At 46.6% G+C, this 18,124-nt stretch carries 13 protein-coding genes; 3 read left to right on the forward strand and 10 right to left on the reverse strand.

Going from position 1 to position 18,124, the window contains the following annotated elements; genetic code table 11:
- Positions 1-167: 167 nt before the first annotated feature.
- The 3 genes from atpC to IQ257_RS06330 form a co-directional block, all read right to left on the reverse strand.
- Positions 168-578, reverse strand: coding sequence for an ATP synthase F1 subunit epsilon (gene atpC, locus IQ257_RS06320; protein ID WP_193873870.1), 411 nt, complete (start codon positions 576-578; stop codon positions 168-170).
- Between the two features lie 103 nt (positions 579-681).
- Complete coding sequence (gene atpD, locus IQ257_RS06325; RefSeq protein ID WP_193873871.1) at positions 682-2,136, reverse strand: F0F1 ATP synthase subunit beta; 1,455 nt, start codon at positions 2,134-2,136, stop codon at positions 682-684.
- A 174-nt stretch (positions 2,137-2,310) separates the two neighbouring features.
- The gene (locus IQ257_RS06330) at positions 2,311-3,291 is read right to left on the reverse strand and encodes a choice-of-anchor L family PEP-CTERM protein (protein ID WP_193873872.1); all 981 of its coding nucleotides are present in this window, start codon (positions 3,289-3,291) and stop codon (positions 2,311-2,313) included.
- 312 nt (positions 3,292-3,603) lie between these two features.
- On the opposite strand from IQ257_RS06330, the gene IQ257_RS06335 reads away from it, so the two are divergent.
- Both IQ257_RS06335 and fghA read left to right on the forward strand, forming a co-directional pair.
- Positions 3,604-4,212 (forward strand): hypothetical protein, encoded by a 609-nt coding sequence (locus IQ257_RS06335; RefSeq protein WP_193873873.1) that lies wholly within the window; start codon positions 3,604-3,606, stop codon positions 4,210-4,212.
- Positions 4,213-4,391: 179 nt separating this feature from the next.
- Positions 4,392-5,249 (forward strand): S-formylglutathione hydrolase, encoded by an 858-nt coding sequence (gene fghA, locus IQ257_RS06340; protein ID WP_193873874.1) that lies wholly within the window; start codon positions 4,392-4,394, stop codon positions 5,247-5,249.
- Positions 5,250-5,451: 202 nt separating this feature from the next.
- Here fghA and IQ257_RS06345 read toward each other — a convergent pair whose 3' ends face one another.
- From IQ257_RS06345 to IQ257_RS06370, 6 genes are all read right to left on the reverse strand, one after another.
- Positions 5,452-6,309 (reverse strand): pentapeptide repeat-containing protein, encoded by an 858-nt coding sequence (locus IQ257_RS06345; RefSeq protein WP_193873875.1) that lies wholly within the window; start codon positions 6,307-6,309, stop codon positions 5,452-5,454.
- A 441-nt stretch (positions 6,310-6,750) separates the two neighbouring features.
- Positions 6,751-7,374, reverse strand: a complete 624-nt coding sequence (locus IQ257_RS06350; protein ID WP_228060471.1) for a hypothetical protein — start codon at positions 7,372-7,374, stop codon at positions 6,751-6,753.
- 218 nt (positions 7,375-7,592) lie between these two features.
- The gene (locus tag IQ257_RS06355; RefSeq protein WP_193873876.1) at positions 7,593-8,798 is read right to left on the reverse strand and encodes a glycoside hydrolase family 10 protein; all 1,206 of its coding nucleotides are present in this window, start codon (positions 8,796-8,798) and stop codon (positions 7,593-7,595) included.
- 11 nt (positions 8,799-8,809) lie between these two features.
- Positions 8,810-9,958 (reverse strand): DNA replication/repair protein RecF, encoded by a 1,149-nt coding sequence (gene recF, locus IQ257_RS06360; RefSeq protein WP_193873877.1) that lies wholly within the window; start codon positions 9,956-9,958, stop codon positions 8,810-8,812.
- An 80-nt stretch (positions 9,959-10,038) separates the two neighbouring features.
- Positions 10,039-12,906, reverse strand: coding sequence for a cation-translocating P-type ATPase (locus tag IQ257_RS06365; protein ID WP_193873878.1), 2,868 nt, complete (start codon positions 12,904-12,906; stop codon positions 10,039-10,041).
- A gap of 261 nt (positions 12,907-13,167) precedes the next feature.
- A complete protein-coding gene (locus tag IQ257_RS06370) occupies positions 13,168-14,490 on the reverse strand; it encodes a four-carbon acid sugar kinase family protein (RefSeq protein WP_193873879.1) in 1,323 nt (440 codons plus the stop codon).
- Between the two features lie 292 nt (positions 14,491-14,782).
- Between IQ257_RS06370 and IQ257_RS06375 the strand changes: the two genes are divergently transcribed.
- On the forward strand, positions 14,783-16,489 hold the full coding sequence (locus tag IQ257_RS06375) for a SulP family inorganic anion transporter (RefSeq protein WP_193873880.1): 1,707 nt from the start codon (positions 14,783-14,785) through the stop codon (positions 16,487-16,489).
- Between the two features lie 83 nt (positions 16,490-16,572).
- Here the strand turns inward: IQ257_RS06375 and IQ257_RS06380 are convergent, their stop codons facing one another.
- Complete coding sequence (locus tag IQ257_RS06380; RefSeq protein ID WP_193873881.1) at positions 16,573-18,117, reverse strand: mercuric reductase; 1,545 nt, start codon at positions 18,115-18,117, stop codon at positions 16,573-16,575.
- Between the last annotated feature and the right edge of the window lie 7 nt (positions 18,118-18,124).

The raw sequence follows: 18,124 nt of genomic DNA on the forward strand, positions 1-18,124 counted from the left end.
CCCCTAATCCCCCCTTGGGTTCGGGGGGACGTTAGAAACGAGGGGGAGAATCCAGTCAAAGTCCGCCGTGATATCCATTGCGCAGCAAGATTTGACTCCCCCCTTAAAAAGGGGGGATAGAACAGGGGGAGCTCCAGGCATTTAGACCTTATGAGAGAAACAGCCTCTTAAACCATCCCGCCAGCAGCTTGAAAACGAGCTCTCGCCCTTTTTAAGGCTTGAGTCGCTTGAATTTTCTCTTGACGGTTGTCACTACCTTGTACTTGATTGAGGCGCTCTTGAGCTTGGGAGAAAGCTGCTCGGGCAGCTTCTTTATCGATTTTTTCGCCTTGTTCGGCAGCGTTAACGAGAATCGTCACCTCGTCGTTTTCGACTTCAGCAAATCCTCCCATTAGGGCGATAGGCACCCATTCTTTGCCAGGACGAACTCGCATCACACCAATATCGAGGGCTGATAACAGAGGAGCGTGACCGCTTAATATACCGAGCTGACCGGTGGTGCTGGGCAGAATAACTTCTTGAGCCTCAGAATCCCAGACCAATTTGTCGGGAGAAACTACGCGAACAGTTAAGGTCATCAGTTAATGGTTAGTAATTAGGGGTTATAGAGGAGGGAAAGGTGAAGGGGAAAAGGTGAGCCGTTTCTCTACACCCTTTTCCCTTTAACCCTTACCCGCATGATTAGCTACCTGACTTGATTTTCTCAGCTTTAGCGATCGCTTCGTTAATATTGCCCACCAGGTAGAACGCCTGTTCCGGTAAATCGTCGAATTCACCAGCGAGAATCTTCTGGAAACCATCAATGGTTTCTTCTAGCTTCACATACTTACCAGGAGAGCCGGTGAAGACTTCCGCAACAAAGAAGGGCTGAGACAAAAAGCGCTCGACCTTCCGGGCGCGAGCTACGGTCAAGCGGTCATCCTCAGACAGTTCATCTAAGCCAAGAATGGCGATGATGTCTTGGAGTTCCTTGTAGCGCTGTAGGGTAGCTTGAACTGCACGAGCGGTGTTGTAGTGTTCATCACCCACAATATTGGGTTGCAGCATGGTCGAAGTCGAACCCAGTGGGTCTACAGCCGGGTAAATTCCCTTAGATGCCAAACCACGAGACAACACCGTTGTTCCATCCAAGTGAGCAAAGGTTGTAGCGGGTGCTGGGTCAGTCAAGTCATCCGCTGGCACATAAACTGCTTGAACGGAGGTAATTGAACCTTCTGTTGTTGAAGTAATGCGCTCTTGTAAATCACCCATGTCCGTTGCCAGCGTTGGCTGATATCCCACCGCTGAAGGCATCCGACCCAGTAGCGCGGATACTTCCGAACCCGCTTGCACAAACCGGAAGATATTGTCGATGAACAGCAGCACGTCCTGCTTGTTCACATCCCGGAAATACTCTGCCATCGTCAGAGCAGCAAGACCCACACGCATTCTAGCTCCGGGTGGTTCGTTCATCTGACCATAAACCAGCGCAATCTTCGATTCGTTTAGATTGTCTTTATTAATGACCCCTGACTCCATCATTTCGTTATAGAGGTCATTGCCCTCGCGGGTGCGCTCACCCACACCGCCAAATACAGATACTCCGCCATGGTTGGTAGCAATATTGTTGATCAGCTCCATCATGATGACGGTTTTGCCAACGCCTGCCCCACCAAATAGACCGATTTTTCCACCGCGCCGATAGGGAGTCAGTAGGTCAATCACCTTAATCCCAGTTTCAAATACCGAAGGCTTGGTTTCCAATTCGGTGAATTTGGGAGCAGAGCGATGAATTGAAGATGTTTCTTGAGTATTGACAGGTCCTTGGTTGTCTACAGGTTCACCCAGCACGTTGAAAATTCGACCCAGAGTGGCGGTGCCTACTGGTACGCTAATAGGGGCACCTGTATTAATAACTTCCATGCCCCGTACCAGACCATCTGTACCGCTCATGGAAACAGCTCGAACTTTGTTGTCACCCAGCAATTGCTGGACTTCGCAAGTAACCGAGACATCCTGCCCCGCTGCATTCTTGCCTTCAATTTTCAAGGCATTGTAGATCTGCGGCATCTTGCCGGTGGGAAATTCAACATCGACAACGGGTCCGATGATTTGGCTAAGAACGCCAGTGTTTGTCTTTTCTGTGGTGGCTACCATGCTTGCGTCTATCAGTGTGATTGGTGTCTGTTGTTTTTACCGATCCAGTTGGATCGTATTAAAGCTTAACAATACCGTTCTCTAGCTTATCACCCATAGGGGATCGCAATGGCAGCGTACTTTCACAATGGGGGAGATGGGGAAGGATAAAGTCAGCTTGTAAAAAATTCGGGTTTAAGAGCCAGACTTGTGTTTGCGCTGGAAATGTACCGCTATACTGACAGCGCCGAGTCCCAACAAGCCAAGGATTGAACTCGGTTCTGGAACATCTTTGGGTTCGACAACAGGCTCAACAACAGGCTCAACAACAGGCTCAACAACAGGTTCGACTACTTTCGGCGGCGGTGGTGCTGTTCCTAGCGACTGACCTTTTAGGAATACAACAGAATCAAGTAGACCATCACCCACATCTTGAATCTCAATAGTTAGGCTATTCCTGGCATTTTTGTTAAGCAACCCCTCAAAGGTCAATTCCTTAGTAAAACCGTCTAACTTGGTGTTGGTGATAGAACCTGTGGGATTGTTGATGTAGTCGGGGTGATAAGACGAAGGGTCTAGAGGGTTAGGGATTAGATTATTAATAGTAACGCTATTTCCGTCACTTAACAGGGCTAAGTTGACATTATTGAGAAGCAATTGAAACGAGTCATTAAACTCACTGCCTCCAAACTCAACAAACTCTTCTGAGCCAAAAACATATTGAAAAAACACTTTGTCTGCCGTACTGTCGGCGTCAAAATCGATCTGTAAAATCATGTCGTCCCCTGGCACTCCTGCAATTCCCATGCCTTGGATGCCAAAATCTTTGCTGAGATCATTGAGGGGATTGATTGCACCGTTTTCGTCAATGTGGGGGACTAGTCCTCCATCTTCAGTGTTTGTAGCTGGTATTTCTCCCACTTCACCTGTACTGAGAACTATGCCTGAACCCAAACCAAATGGGTCATCATTGAACAGACCAAATGCTTCAGCATCTCCTGTGGTTGAGAGCGAGAAGTTGCTCAGTCCTGTCGTATAACCGAGAAGGGCGTTGAGCAAATCTCCCTCTTGGTTATTTGGGGTAATCGTAAATGCCATTGTCGGTGTTCCGAGCAAGCTGAAAGTCGCAGTCGCAGCTAAAGTAACGGTTGTAGCTACTTGGTTTAAAATACCCATGATTTTTTGCCTTTCACAATTTATAGACAGGGACTATCCTGATTTTATTGTCTGGCAGGGCACGCGGCTATGTACCTCTACAGGAGACGTAAATAAACGGAATTATGTTGCCAAACGTCAGTAATGGGTTACTGTTGTTGAACCTATCTAAAAAAAGAATATAAAAACTAGCGGCTAACTATTGCGTCCATCTAGGGTTCTAAATTATAGGGAAAAGAGAAAAATTCTGTTACGTGCTCAAGCGAATTGAATTTTGGAAGTGAAGAGGCAATGTTGGTGTGGTTGAATGAGGTTAGCAATTCATAAACCCCCATGTCTAAGTTAAAAATCTTACAAGAGGGAGTCAGTTATACGTTTCGTTCGTACTTCGAGTTACCGAATGACACGGATGAAGTACTAGCAGAGTTTGGCTATCGGTTTGAACGTCAGCGCCTCCAGTTACCAACAACGACTCGTCAAATTGACGGATTGCCAGAATTGCAGCAACAGTTAGAAGAAACGATTCCCTATGTCACCCTCAGCAGCGAGACGGCGAAGCGGGAAATTTTGATTGCGCCTGTGTTGACGCGAGTGGCGGTGATGTGTCGCCGTCTGTTGCGAATTGAATATCCGTTGAAGGTGAATGAGCAACTTCAGGGAAATTTGGATTATTTTATCCAGTCGGAACGAGGATTAATCGTTATTGAAGCAAAACGGGATGATGTGACGCGGGGATTTACACAATTAGCGGTGGAGTTGATTGCCCTGGCGATGGTGGAGGAATCGCCGGAAGTGTTGTATGGGGTGGTAAGTATTGGAGAGTTGTGGATTTTTGGTAAGTTGGAGCGCAGTAACTATATTATTACAAGGGATATTGGGTCGTATACATTGCCAGATGATTTGGCAGAGTTGGTAAGGATTTTAGTGGGGATTTTGGAGTAAATGAGGAAATTTTATTAAATCCTGAAGGTTCAATACTCACCACTGACTTGTTTTCTTGACTTTTTAAATCGTGCAATAGTTTAGCACCGGAGGACGAGGCAGACCGGGCTGTGGGAAAATAGAGGAGAAGGCACCCTAAATCGCTGCATCTACCTACTCAATCCTGACACGTCAAACCTATGTCCACAGCCCCCAAACTCGTTTCTGAAAATCGATGCTTCGGCGGTAGAGTTGGCTTTTACACCCATCACTCCCAGACGTGCGACAGCAAAATGCGGTTTTCGGTTTACCAACCGCCCCTAGGGAAACTGGAACGGGTGCCTGTACTCTACTTTCTCTCTGGTTTAACCTGCACAGAAGAGAATTTCATGGCAAAGGCAGGGGCACAACAATTTGCAGCTAAATACGGGTTGATGTTAGTTGCACCAGATACCAGTCCTCGGGATACAGGAATTCCTGGTGAAGATGAAGAATGGGACTTGGGTACGGGGGCTGGCTTTTACGTGGATGCTACGGTTGAACCGTGGGCAGTGCATTACCAAATGTACAGCTATGTCGTTGAGGAATTACCTGCTATTATTGCCCAGCATTTCCCAGCCCAAATCGAGCAACAGGGCATTTTCGGTCATTCCATGGGGGGACACGGAGCACTCGTCTGCGCCATGAGAAACCCCGCACAATACAAATCTGTTTCGGCGTTAGCACCGATTGCCGCACCGATGCGCTGTCCGTGGGGGCAAAAGGCATTTACTCATTACCTGGGTTCTGATTCAGAGAAGTGGCGTATCTATGATGCTAGTGAACTAGTGCTGAAAGTGGGCTACAAGCGTCCTATTTTAATCGACCAAGGCACAGCCGACCCCTTTTTAGAAAAAGAGCAGTTGTTACCAGGTGCGTTTGCCCAAGCGTGTGAAAAAGCTGGTGTTCCTTTAACGCTGCGGTTTCAAGAAGGGTACAACCACAGTTACTATTTCATTTCCACCTTTATTGAAGACCACATCCGCCATCACGCTGCTGCTTTAGTGGAAAATGCTTAGGGTTTATCCCACATTTGGCACTCTCAAGTGCCACAGTGGGAAGTAGGGAAGTTTCGGTACAGAGATCCCCGACTTCTTAGAGCAGTCGGGGATCTTGCCTGGAGTGCAGATGCTGTTCTGTTATAGCAGTCGCAACAATCCGCCAGGGAATAAAGTCCCTGGCAGATTATCAGGTTAATTAAGAATGGTGCAAGATCTCTGTTCAAACCGCAGTCGAGTACAAAGAGCGGTTCGTCAATTCTGGCACCCTAGAGTTGCTGACTTGGACATCATTAAAGTCAATCCCATAAAGCTTTGTCCCTCTCAAATCTGCGTCACTCAAATCTACTTTTTTCAAAATTGCCCACGTCAAGTTAGCATCCTCTAGAGATGCTCCTGCTAGATTCGCTCCTGTGAGGTCGGCTCCTTGCAGATTCACCCGATCCAGTTTAGCGTCGGTTAAATTAGCGGCTGTCAAGTTAGCTCCTTCTAAATTAGCACCACTCAATCTGGCTTCTCTAAAGTTAACTGCCTCTAAATCAGCACCACCTAGATCTAAGCCCTTTAACCAAGCTGCCCTACAGTTAATAAAACTTAAAGACGCTCCATACAGGCTCGCCCCAATTAGTCTTGCCTCGGATAAATTAGCCCATTTAAAATTGACACCATTAAGATTTGCATCTCGCAAATTGACCCGTTCTAACTGTGCCCCGCAGAGATTGGCACCCCACAAGTTTGCCCGTCTTAAGTTGGCACCACTGAGGTCAGCGCCACTTAGTTTGGCTCCTGGTAGTTTCGATTTCACCATAAAAGCACCGCTAATAGTGGCTTTGGTCAGATCTGTGTCTACGAGTTTGGCATCGCTCAATTTAACATATGTTAAATTTGCCCAGTTCATCTGAGCACCACTTAGGTCTGATTTGATTAAAAAGGCTCTAGTCAAATCAGCACCAACCAGATTAGCGCCTCTAAGGTTGACTCCGAGGAGAGTCACTCCTCTTAAATCGGCTCCACAGAGGTCAGCGCCTTCAAAATTTCTGTTTCCCTGTTCGTAAAGTCTGAGAAGTTGTCTGACTTTCATTGGGGACGTTTTCCCTTCACTATGTGTTGAACTGAAGTTTGGCAAGACTTTAAGAAATGACTTAGTGTGTTTCATTGGTAAATATATTTGTGAAGATTAGTAAGACTCTTCTGAAAGCCATTTTTCAAATTTTCATTTGTATAACAGTTTTTGCTTGGGCGTAATACGCTTTTATAAGGAGTAATACAAGTAATAATGAAAACGAACTGCTTAAAAAGCAGACTGAAATCATCAGCTAACTAGACCTATTATAAATGAAACTTGCTAGTAAAGTTATAAGGCTGTAGTCTGTAGATCTTGTGAAGTTAATTCAGTTTTGTTAAGAAGATTGAATAAATATTGATAAACTTAAACTAAGCCATATTAAACACACAATGCAGCGTTCCTTACCATCATGAAGACCAAAGCAATAGCTTCCCTCTCATTAATTTTGCTTAATACTTACCGCTGTTGATTAACCATTGCCGTCTCCCAGAGTAAACCCATCAGGGTGATTCCTGTCAGGACACCGACTGCCAACCACGTCACCGCCAACCCCACAACTTCACTAAGGAACAGGTGCGTGAACAAGCGTAAAGCTCCACCAATTGTCCAACCCAGTGCTAGGGCTATAGACCAGCATAGGGGACTTGCCAAGATCCACAGCCAAGCGCTAGAAACTTGCTGCCTCAAGACTATCCATTGCCCAACCCCCAGTAAAAATCCAATCTTTGCTCCGTCCAAAACTCCGTAGAGTACCCTAGGAAAAAGATACAGAGTTCGAGGGGCAAACCAGCCTAAAGCCCCTAGTCCACTGAACCCAATTAACCCCCAACTCAGGAGACTGACTAGCACCCACCAGCCAGCCCGAGAGATGTGCTGCCTTAAAACAAGTAACTGAGCTAACCCAATCAGACTACCGCCGATTATTCCCTCGACAGCCCCAACATCCGGTCTTTCACCAATTTCAATCCAAAACAAACTGGTCAAAAAACCTAAAAACGTCATTAACGTCCACTGCAACCAAAGGTTACAGCCAATATCTGTGGGTTTTGCTTCGGAGTGATTATTGGTTGTTACTGACATTTGGAAGCGGCGGGACAGGAGTAGAAGAGCCAAATAAAACAATCTATCATTTTGGCTGAACGAGTGGCTCAACAGAAAAAACCGAAATTAACCTTCTTTCCTCTCTCTGCTTTGCCGCTCTCCTACAGTATTAGCTGGTTGACACTCAGCACTATAATAGGTAATTCGCTTACATCCCCTCCTTAAAAGACAGGGGCTTTCCGCGTCCTAGGTTTCATTTACTCGTAAGGAAAGAGTTCTCGGAACCCTTTGCGGCGTTGCTGTGGGGACTCTGGAGTAATGTAACTCCACAGGGTTTCCCAGTAAAAGAAGGATACGCCGTCGAAGCCGCGATCGCGAACTGCCTGCACCTGCTCTTGAATTTGCTTCATGGCAACCGGACGCAGTCGTGTCCCCGTTGTAATACCGATACTGACAGGAATTTGCCGACGCGCTAGCTGTACCCCTGGTTGTACCAATTCAGATTGAAAGCTTTTCAAATCATTTCGATAAACCTGTAAAACCAATTCGTCTATCCAACCCCGCTTGACCCAGGTTGACCAGTCTTGGAGGTAATATTTGTAGGCGAAGGATTCTGGATTAGGAGATAGGGATACTAGGCAATTGGGTTTGATTGATTTTACTGCCTCGAAGATCCGTTGCATAAACGCGCTAATCTTATTGGCTCGCCAGCGCATCCACTCGGAGTCAAGGGGGTAGCTGGGGGGACTTTTTCCGCCATGTTCTTGTTGGTACAGCTCAACAGTGAAGGGGTCGTAACCCAATTCCACTGGCATCCCAAAATGATCGTCAAGCTGAATGCCATCCACATCATACTGGGTGACAACCTCAACAATTAAGTCGAAAATGAGCTGCTGTACTTCTGGATGTAGGGGATTGAGCCAGACTTGTACCCGCTCATTAAGAATATCTGCTGAAGCGATCGCAGGTTTCCCCAACTTGGGAGTCTCACCAATCCAATTGGGGTGGCGTTGCACCAGTTCAGAATTGGGAGGAGCCATAAAACCATATTCAAACCAAGGAATAACCCTCAAACCTTGGCGATGTCCTTGCTCAACAATTTCTGCCAACACATCCCCTCCCAGTCGCATCATATCTAGCAGTGCGTCTTGCTTCCGAGTGGTGACTGATTCAGCAACAGCACTCGGATAAAAGGTATGTCCTCGGTTCCAAACCACCGGATAAACTGTATTGAAGTTGAGTTGAGACAGTTGATACAGAGCTCGATTGATTCCCCACGGCGAAAAAAGTACACCACTCGCCACGTTGGTAAGCCATACACCCCGAATCTCCGTTAGAGCTGGCAGCGTCTGGGGACTTCCTAAAGACTTTATGGGAAAAATTGCTGGATGGGAGAGGATTGCCAAACCAAGCGCCAGTCCCAGACACAGCACATAATTCAACCAAGCCTGGTATTTTTTCATTTAGAGAGTCCTTAACCAACTGCCTTAATTTGCCCTGCCTGAACCGAAAGAATTTGGGATGAGTTCAACCACTGAGAATCAAACGCCCCTAAGTGGGTGGTGGTAATCAGGGTCTGAAAACGGTCTTGAATCGCCTCCAGGAGTTGATTTTGACGGTTGAGGTCGAGTTCAGCTAACACGTCATCTAGCAATAGCAGGGGTGGTTCTCCTACCACTTCTTCAATTAGTTTTAATTCTGCTAGCTTCAGCGCTAATACTAGCGTCCGTTGCTGACCTTGAGAACCATAGGAGCGGGCAGGGGTTTGGTTAATGGTAAACTCTACTTCATCCCGGTGAGGACCAACGAGGGTTGTTCCCTGACGCTGTTCGGGGATGCGACGCCGCTCAATCTTTTCTAAAAATGCCTGCTGTACCCTTTCTGGGTCATCGTTCTCAATAATGACATTAGGGGCATACCTCACTTCTAGCACCTCTGTCTCTCCGCTGATACTGGCGTGCCATACTTGCGCTAAGGGTGCCAGTCTATCGAGCATTCTGGCACGCCGCCGCGTCACTCGCGAACCTGCCGTTGCTAATTGGGCATCCCACAACGCTAGTTCTGCCTGATAATCTCTGGATGAAAATTCATCGGTTTTAGCTTCGATTTCCTGCTTACGGAAGGCTTTAAGGAGAGCGTTGCGCTGTCGCAGGATTTGGTTGTACTGCTGCAAGATATAGGCATAAATAGGTTCCAACTGAGTCAAGATAGAATCGAGCCAACTACGCCGCCGTTCTGGACTGCCCCGCACCAGTTCTAAATCTAGACTGGAAAACTGTACGGCATTGAGGATGCCCAAAAAGTCAAGCTGACGCCGTAAGGCTTCTTGATTGAGGGCAACAGTACGCCGTCCCTGACTGCGGAGAGTCAGCCCTAGTTCCGTCGAACCATAGGCACGTTCCAAAATAGCCCGAATTTGGGCAATTGAGGTATCTTCCAAGACTAATTCGCGATCGCGCACTGACCGATGGCTTCTGAGCGTTGATAGCAATTCCACCGCCTCTAGCAGATTTGATTTTCCCTGAGCGTTATTCCCAAGCAAAATTGTCTTGGGGGCGTCAAAATTGACCAGACAATCTCGATAGTTACGAAACTGACGGAGTTGTAGGCTTTTCAGGTACATTGGTCATTGACCACCACTAAAACATCCGTTATCAAATTTGTGATCACATTAGTCATTGCTTGTTTACAAATGACAAATGACTAACGACTTCTGTACCAGCGGATAAACAATTTCTCTAACTCAACCCAAACAAATAATGAGGTACTGAAACCGAGACAGATGAGTAATTCCGTCCAAGTTAGCGGTTGAGTGCCGAAGAAATCTTGCAGGAATGGCACGTAGACTAAGGCTAGCTGGAGGGCTGTAGTTACTAGTACTGCCCAGAGTAAATAGGGGTTAGAAAATAGATTGACTTCTATCGTCAAGCGATTATTAGAGCGCACGGCTATGGCATGACCCATTTGAGCAATGCAGAGAGTCGTGAATACCATTGTCCGCCAATGGTCGGGGAAGTATTCGTAAGCCACTGCCATTAACGCAATGGAGACGATCGCAAAAACAATGCCAATGCGAACCATATACAACCCTAGTCCTCTGGCAAAAATGCTCTCGCGGGGACTAAAGGGGGGACGCTTCATGACATCGGGTTCTGCGGGTTCCACTGCCAGAGCCAAGGCTGGCAATCCATCCGTCACCAAGTTCATCCAAAGAATTTGCAACGGCGAGAGGGGAACTGCATTGAGTCCCATAATCGGCGCAGCCGCAATGGTCAACACTTCCCCAATATTACTGCCTAGGATGTAGCGAATAAATCGGCGAATATTATCGTAGACGGTTCGACCTTCTTCAGTCGCTGCAACGATCGTGGTAAAGTTGTCATCAAGCAGCACCATGTCGCTGGCTTCCTTACTGACATCGGTACCAGTGATACCCATGGCAATGCCGATATCTGCTTGCTTGAGAGCGGGGGCGTCGTTGACACCATCCCCAGTCATAGCAACAAATCGACCCTGGCGCTGGAGTGCTTGAACGATTCGCAGTTTGTGTTCAGGAGAGACGCGAGCATAGACGCTAACCTGCTCTACCTGTTGGTCTAAATCATCTTGAGAAAGCCTTTGTAACTCTTGACCGGTGAGGACGCGATCATGTTCATTGGCAATGCCCAAGGCATGAGCGATCGCTTTTGCCGTAAGCTGATGGTCGCCAGTAATCATCACAGGTCGAATTCCCGCATCCCGACACCGCCGTACTGCATCAAGCACCTCTGGTCTTGGGGCATCTAGCATCCCTATCAAACCCAACCACACTAATTCTTGCTCTGCGGTTTCACTCTTATCGTCTATACTTTCATCCGGTAGACTATCCACAGCCTTGTAAGCAAAACCCAGCACCCGCAACCCCGCACCTGCCATCTGGTTATTCTGCTTCAGAATCTGTTCTCGCCGTTCATCCGTTAGCAATTCTGTACCACTCTGATACTGAAATCTGTGGCAGCGCTCCAAAACAAACTCGGGCGAACCCTTGGTAAACATAATGTAATGGGTTATTTGTCCTGAGTCATTGGTTCTTTGTGTTGCGGATAACCAATGAGCAATCCCTGATGAATTCTGACAAATAACACTCATCCGCTTGCGTTCGGAAGAAAAGGGAATTTCTCCCACACGGGGCATCTGGCGGTTGAGGGGTTCCTTATCAACACCTCCCTTACCCGCTACGGCAATGAGTGCTCCTTCTGTGGGGTCGCCTAAAATTCGCCAATCTCCCTCTTCGTGTTGAAGAACGGCATCGTTGCAAAGAGCGCAAGCTTGAAGTATGGGTTCGAGTTCTGGATACTGATCTGGGGAAATTGCCTGGTTGTCGAGTTGAAACTCACCGACTGGGGCATACCCTTCACCTGTGATTTGAAATGTCTGGCTAGGGGTAGCCACCCATTGCACCACCATTTTGTTTTGGGTAAGGGTGCCGGTTTTATCGGAGCAGATAGTGGTGACGCTCCCTAAGGTTTCTACCGCAGGCAGTTTGCGAATGAGGGCATGGCGGCGCACCATCCGTTGGGTTCCTAGTGCCAAGGTAACGGTGATTACGGCAGGTAAGCCTTCGGGGACAACAGCAACTGCCATTGATAGCGAAACTTCCACGAGTTCTTGCAAAACGGCTAAATTGCCACCGCTTTGGATCAAGCCGCCAATAATGACCAAGGCTACCAGTATTAGGGAACCGCTGACCAACACATTACCGAGCTGAGTCATGCGCTGTTGTAGAGGCGTTGGTTCGCTTTCTACCCCTTGCAGCATCTCAGCAATGCGCCCTAGTTCCGTCTTCATGCCCGTGCCGGTAACTAAGACGGTTCCTCTACCTTGGACGACTTCAGTACCCTGAAAGACTAAGTTAATGCGATCGCCTAAGGACGTATCTTCTGCCAGTTCCACCTCGGCTTCTTTGTTCACCGCCAGGGCTTCCCCTGTCAAAGCCGATTCCCGCACCTGCAAGTTCGATACCTCAATCAGCCGTCCATCTGCTGAAACTTGTACCCCAGCTTCTAGGAGCATGATGTCTCCTGGTACGAGATTCTTACTATCCACCTCCATTGGTTTTTCGTCACGGAGAACTCGCACTTTGGGGGAAGCAAGATTTTTTAGGGCAGCGAGGGCTTTCTCGGCACGGCTTTCTTGGAGATAGCCTAGTACACCGTTGAGAACCACGATTGATAAAATAGCGATCGTATCCTTAAACGGAACTTCACCAGCTTTTAACGCCCCTTGCCGCCAATCTACAAAATCGATTACCCCTGAGATAATCGCGACCACAATCAGCATCAGTAACATGATGTTGGTGAACTGATCGAGGAGAATTGCCCAAGTACTACGACCAGCAGTTTCTTCTAGTTCATTTAAACCGTAGTGCTGCAATCGTTCGGCTGCCTGTTGGGATGTCAAGCCTGTTTGAGCATTACTGTCAAGATCAGAAAGTGCTTTGTTTGCCGATTGGGTATGCCACGCTCCTAGAGGGTTAGGCAACGAATGGGAACGACTAGATAGAGTCACGGGGAAGGATTGCTTAAAGACCATACCCAATCAATCATAGTCTTAAAGACCAGAGCCTGACGGGGAGTAAATGCGGCTGGATTAAGAATGGCAAATTCTCAGCAACTGCGATCGCTGGCTCATGCTACTGGTTATTGGATTGATGTTGTTGTAATAAGTTTTACAAAATTTTTTAGCTAACGGCGGGTTTGGGGGTAAATAAATCCCGTGCTCACTCATGACAAGTTATGCGTGAGGTGGGAAGCCTGCGCTGTACCCGGAGGGTCAGCCTCTGGAGGATATCTATTATTTCTGAAGGAATCGTTGGTACGTCGTCACCAAGGCATCAGTATCTCCCACATTCCCAGGAAATAGCACCACGGGCAAATCGGGAAACAGTGGATGATCACAGGGAGTACGCACGACTGAACATCCAGGAATAATTTGACCCAATAGCCGTGCTGCTCTCAACTCCAAACCTGTACTCAACACATCATTGGAGGTAATACCGCCTTTACTAATTAAAAATCCAATATCTCCGGGCAATCCCCGCACGATATCCATTAATAAAGCCGAAACCGCCACCCCAAATTTTAGCCGTGTTTGCACATCTTTAAATACCAGTTCCTCTCGAGAGGTATAAACCACAGGTGTCTTATTTGCCCGATGCACCTCCTCAACAGATGCCAAAATTTCGGCTAGCAGGGCAGAGTGCTGCAATTGTGACTCCTCCAGCAAATGGGTGACATCGACTTCAACCCCCACAATATCGGGAACTTGCAGCAGACGTTCTAGTTGTTGAGTTGTCTTTTTAACATGGGAACCCACAATCACCGCTCCCGGTTTCCCCTCTCGCACGTATTGAGCCATATCTGCTGGGGCGACTGGCTGAGGTGCGAGATTAGCAAGGGACGTTAACAGGCTAGCCGCAGAGCGAAATAGAAAGCGCTTGCCTTGAGCAGCCGCTTTGAGGACATCTGCCGCAAACTTGTCTAAATCGGTTTGAGTTTCGGCGTCAACGGCGACACACTGGTTATCTGTAAAATTCAGCAGGCGCTCTAATGTCCCTTGACGAATATCTTCCAGCAAGAATCGCTCCACTGCATCCGCCTGAATGCGTCTTTTGGTCTTCTCTTCTACATAGTCGGGCAAATAGCTATGGTGATAACCAAAAACCGAGTCGCGGGCAAATTCAGTTTCATGGACAGGGGTTGGAACACCATCAATTATCAGATAATGCACACTTTCGCGGGTGATTCGTCCTCCTTCAAAGAACGCGGGAACGAGAAAATGGGCGTCAAAAGGTCCAACTTCTTCAGCAATGACATCGGTTTCAATAGGATAATGCCCTCGTAGCGTGGAGTCAGAGCGACTAACCACCAGAAAATCTTCAATCCCTTCAGTTTTAAGCGCAATTTTGAGGTTGTGGCAGACTTCCCTTGTCACCGTGACGGCTTGCTCAGGTGTCAGCGCTCTGGTATTAGTCAGAACAAAGAAGATCGGCGAACTATCTGCCAGTCCCAAACAGAGTGTCTGTACGTCCCAACTGGTCAACAACAGGCAACTGTGAACGGTTTGGGAACCGGTGGGGTCATCATCCAAAACGATAATTTTGGGTTTTGTCGTCATCTTCATAGTGCTGCGAGAGGGTAACAATCGATCCTCAGACATCAGAGTATCGCAAAATTCCCCTCATTAAACGGGTGATTAAGTCTTGTAACTGCATACAATCGACTCATACCTTTCAGATGCAGACCTTTGCTGCCTAGGGTGATTACGGAGCAATTTTGAAGCAGGAGTGGTGTTCTAACACTCGGCAAGATATTATGGCAGGAGCTGTAATTGTTTATTTCTGCATTGCTATTGCGTTAACTCAATTTATATGAATTCAGCTTGATTCTTTAATAGAGGAAAACTTTTCGTGAACATAACCAACCAAATCCATTTCCGTAACGTAAAAGGAGATATTCTTGGGGGGTTAACTGCGGCGGTTGTTGCTTTACCGATGGCATTAGCTTTTGGTATTGCTTCTGGAGCGGGTGCTTCTGCTGGTTTATGGGGGGCAATATTAGTCGGATTTTTTGCTGCTTTATTTGGCGGTACACCGAGTCTAATTTCTGAACCAACAGGCCCGATGACAGTAATTATCACCGCAGTCATTGCCGGACTAACAGCTAATAATCATGAAACGGGTCTGGCAATGGCATTTACTGTTGTGATGATGGCAGGAGTATTTCAAATTCTCTTTGGAGTATTGCGATTAGGGCGATATATTACGATGTTGCCTTATAATGTGATTTCCGGATTTATGACGGGAATTGGTGTCATTCTAATTTTTCTGCAAATCGCTCCTTTTATAGGACAAGAAACACCTAAAGGGGGTGTTTTTGGCGTCATTCAGAATCTACCGAGCTTAATCGCTAATATCAATCTTTGGGAAACTATTTTAGGGGTAATAACCCTAGCCATTCTTTTCTTTTACCCTTCCCAACTTAAAAAGGTTGTGCCGCCGCAACTGATTGCTTTAGTCATTGGTACGGCAATTTCTCTGACTTTATTGAGTGGTGTTGAGATTCGCACGATTGCCACGATTGGAGAAATTACTCCCGGTTTGCCTCAACTACAGATGCCCACTTTTACCCCTGGAAACTTGCAGTTAATGTTTGTTAATGCCGTAGTCTTGGGCATGGTGGGTTCAATTGATTGTTTGTTGACTTGTCTCGTCTCTGACAGTCTCACTCGTACCGAACATAAATCCAACAAAGAATTAATTGGGCAAGGTGTTGCTAATGTGATTACTGGCTTATGTGGTGGGATTGCTGGTTCTGGAGCGACAACAGCTACTGTGGTTAATATCCAAGCTGGTGGACGCACTGCATTATCTGGGATTAGCCGTGCTATAGTTCTTTTGATCGTAGTTTTGTGGGCAGCTCCCTTAACGTCTGTTATTCCCCTGGCTGTCTTAGCGGGGATTGTCTTAAAAGTAGGAATTGATATTATTGATTGGGGCTTTCTGAAACGGGTTCACAAAATTTCTTGGAAGGCAGCCGGAATTGTCTACAGTGTTGTACTGTTAACGGTGTTTGTCGATTTGATGGTAGCCGTAGCTGTAGGGGTATTTATCGCTAATATCTTGACTATTGATCGTCTTTCACAACTACAATCTGATTCTGTTAAAGCGATTACGGATGCTGACGATCAAATTGTCCTTACTGCCGAAGAAAAGCAACTTTTAGATTTAGCTAATGGACGAGTTTTACTGTTCCATCTGAGTGGTCCGATGATTTTTGGTGTTGCCAAAGCCATTTCCAGAGAACATAGTGCCATTGCTAATTATGATGTTTTGATTGTTGATTTAAGTGAAGTTCCTATCCTGGGTGTAACCTCTTCTTTGGCAATCGAAAATGCCATCCGAGAGGCTATTGATGAAGGGCGGGGAGTGATAGTTGTTGGCGCAACAGGGAAGGTAAAAGGTCGCTTAGAAAAGTTGGGTATTGCTGGTTTAATCCCTGGACACCACTGGATGAACGATCGCCTTACTGCACTCCAGGAAGGTTTAGCTCTAGTTCGTGAAAAGCAAGGCTATAGCCATGATGAAGCTGACAAACATTTTCCTTCTCTTTCTTAAGAGGAAATTAGAGCAGGTTCTTAGTAGTATTAACTACAGCTCTTTATCAACCGTCCAGAGAATATCTAAATCTCTAAGAAGCGTTAAGACAACTTCGTAAGCAATCCCAAGATTTTTTTCGAGGTCGGTGTAAGAAGTGTGCGGCGATAAGCATCTGCTGCTTTCTTAATCCCTTCGGCTTGAGTTGGATAGGGATGAATTACACTCGATAAGCCGTTCAAACCAACCTTGTTAACAATCGCTGTAGTCACTTCACTAATTATTTCTCCAGCATGGCGAGCAACAATGGTTGCTCCCAGAATTGTATCAGAACCTTTCGTGTGGTGAATCTTGACAAATCCTTCTTCTTCACCATCTGCGATCGCTCGATCTACACTACTAAACGGAATCTTAATGGTACTAATATCAATTCCCGCCTTTTGTGCTTCATGTTCGTACATTCCCACATGGGCAATTTCTGGATCAGTATACGTTACCCAAGGCATGACTAAGTTGCTGAGTTTAGAACGTCCCAAGCCAAAGGGAGAAAAGAGAGTATTCTTAATTACAATTCGGGCAGCGGCATCGGCGGCATGAGTAAACTTCCAGTTCATGCAGATGTCACCAGCCGCATAAATCTTAGGGTTTGCTGTCTGGAGATAATCATTCACCTTAACTCCTTTGCGATCGTATTCTACGCCAACTGCTTCTAGATTTAGACCTTCAACATTAGGCGCACGTCCTGCACCGACTAATATTTCATCAACGGTGACTGATTCTGGCTTTCCATTACAGGTATAATAAAGTGTTCTGCCTTCAGGAGTCTTTTCTACACGCTGTAGCTGAGAATCTAGCACTAAATCAATTCCTTCCCGGATAAAGGTGTTCTGAACAATTTCTGCGGCATCAGTATCCTCTTTATTTAAGAGGTGAGAATGTCGGTGAAATAGAATTACTTTACATCCTAAGCGGTGGAAAGCTTGAGCTAATTCACAACCAATGGGACCACCACCAATTACAGCAAGGCGTTCAGGAGGTTGAGTGAGGGAAAAAACTGTTTCATTGGTGAGAAATCCCGCCTCTTCAATCCCTTCAATTGAGGGATGTACGGCTCTAGCTCCCGTCGCAATAACGGCTTTTTTATATCGCAGAATCTTATCACCAATTTCAATACTATTATTTCGTAGGAAATGACCTTCTCCTAAGAAAACATCAATGCCGATTTTTTGAAAACGTTGAGCTGAATCGTGATGACTAATTCCGGCACGTAGCTTCCGCATTCGTTCCATTACTGCCGGAAAATCAACCTCTATCTTTTCTGGAGAATGAATGCCAAAAGCGCGAGCATCCTTCATCTCAGCAACTACACGAGAGGAGCGAATAATGCACTTGGAAGGGACGCAGCCGACATTTAAGCAGTCTCCTCCCATAAGATGCTTTTCAACTAAGGCAACTTTTAATCCTACATCGAAACCTGCTGCACCTGCGGCTACAACTAATCCAGCCGTGCCAGCTCCAATCACAACTAGGTCGTAACAATCGGCGGGTTGAGGATTAGTCCAATCAGGGGGATGAACATAGGACACTAGTTTTTGGTTATGTTCATCCATTGGTATAATATCTACTTTTTTTAAGGTTGAATTTGACATGGTTGGC

Source organism: Coleofasciculus sp. LEGE 07092 (assembly GCF_015207375.1).
In the GTDB taxonomy this organism is placed as follows: Bacteria; Cyanobacteriota; Cyanobacteriia; order Cyanobacteriales; family Coleofasciculaceae; genus LEGE-07092.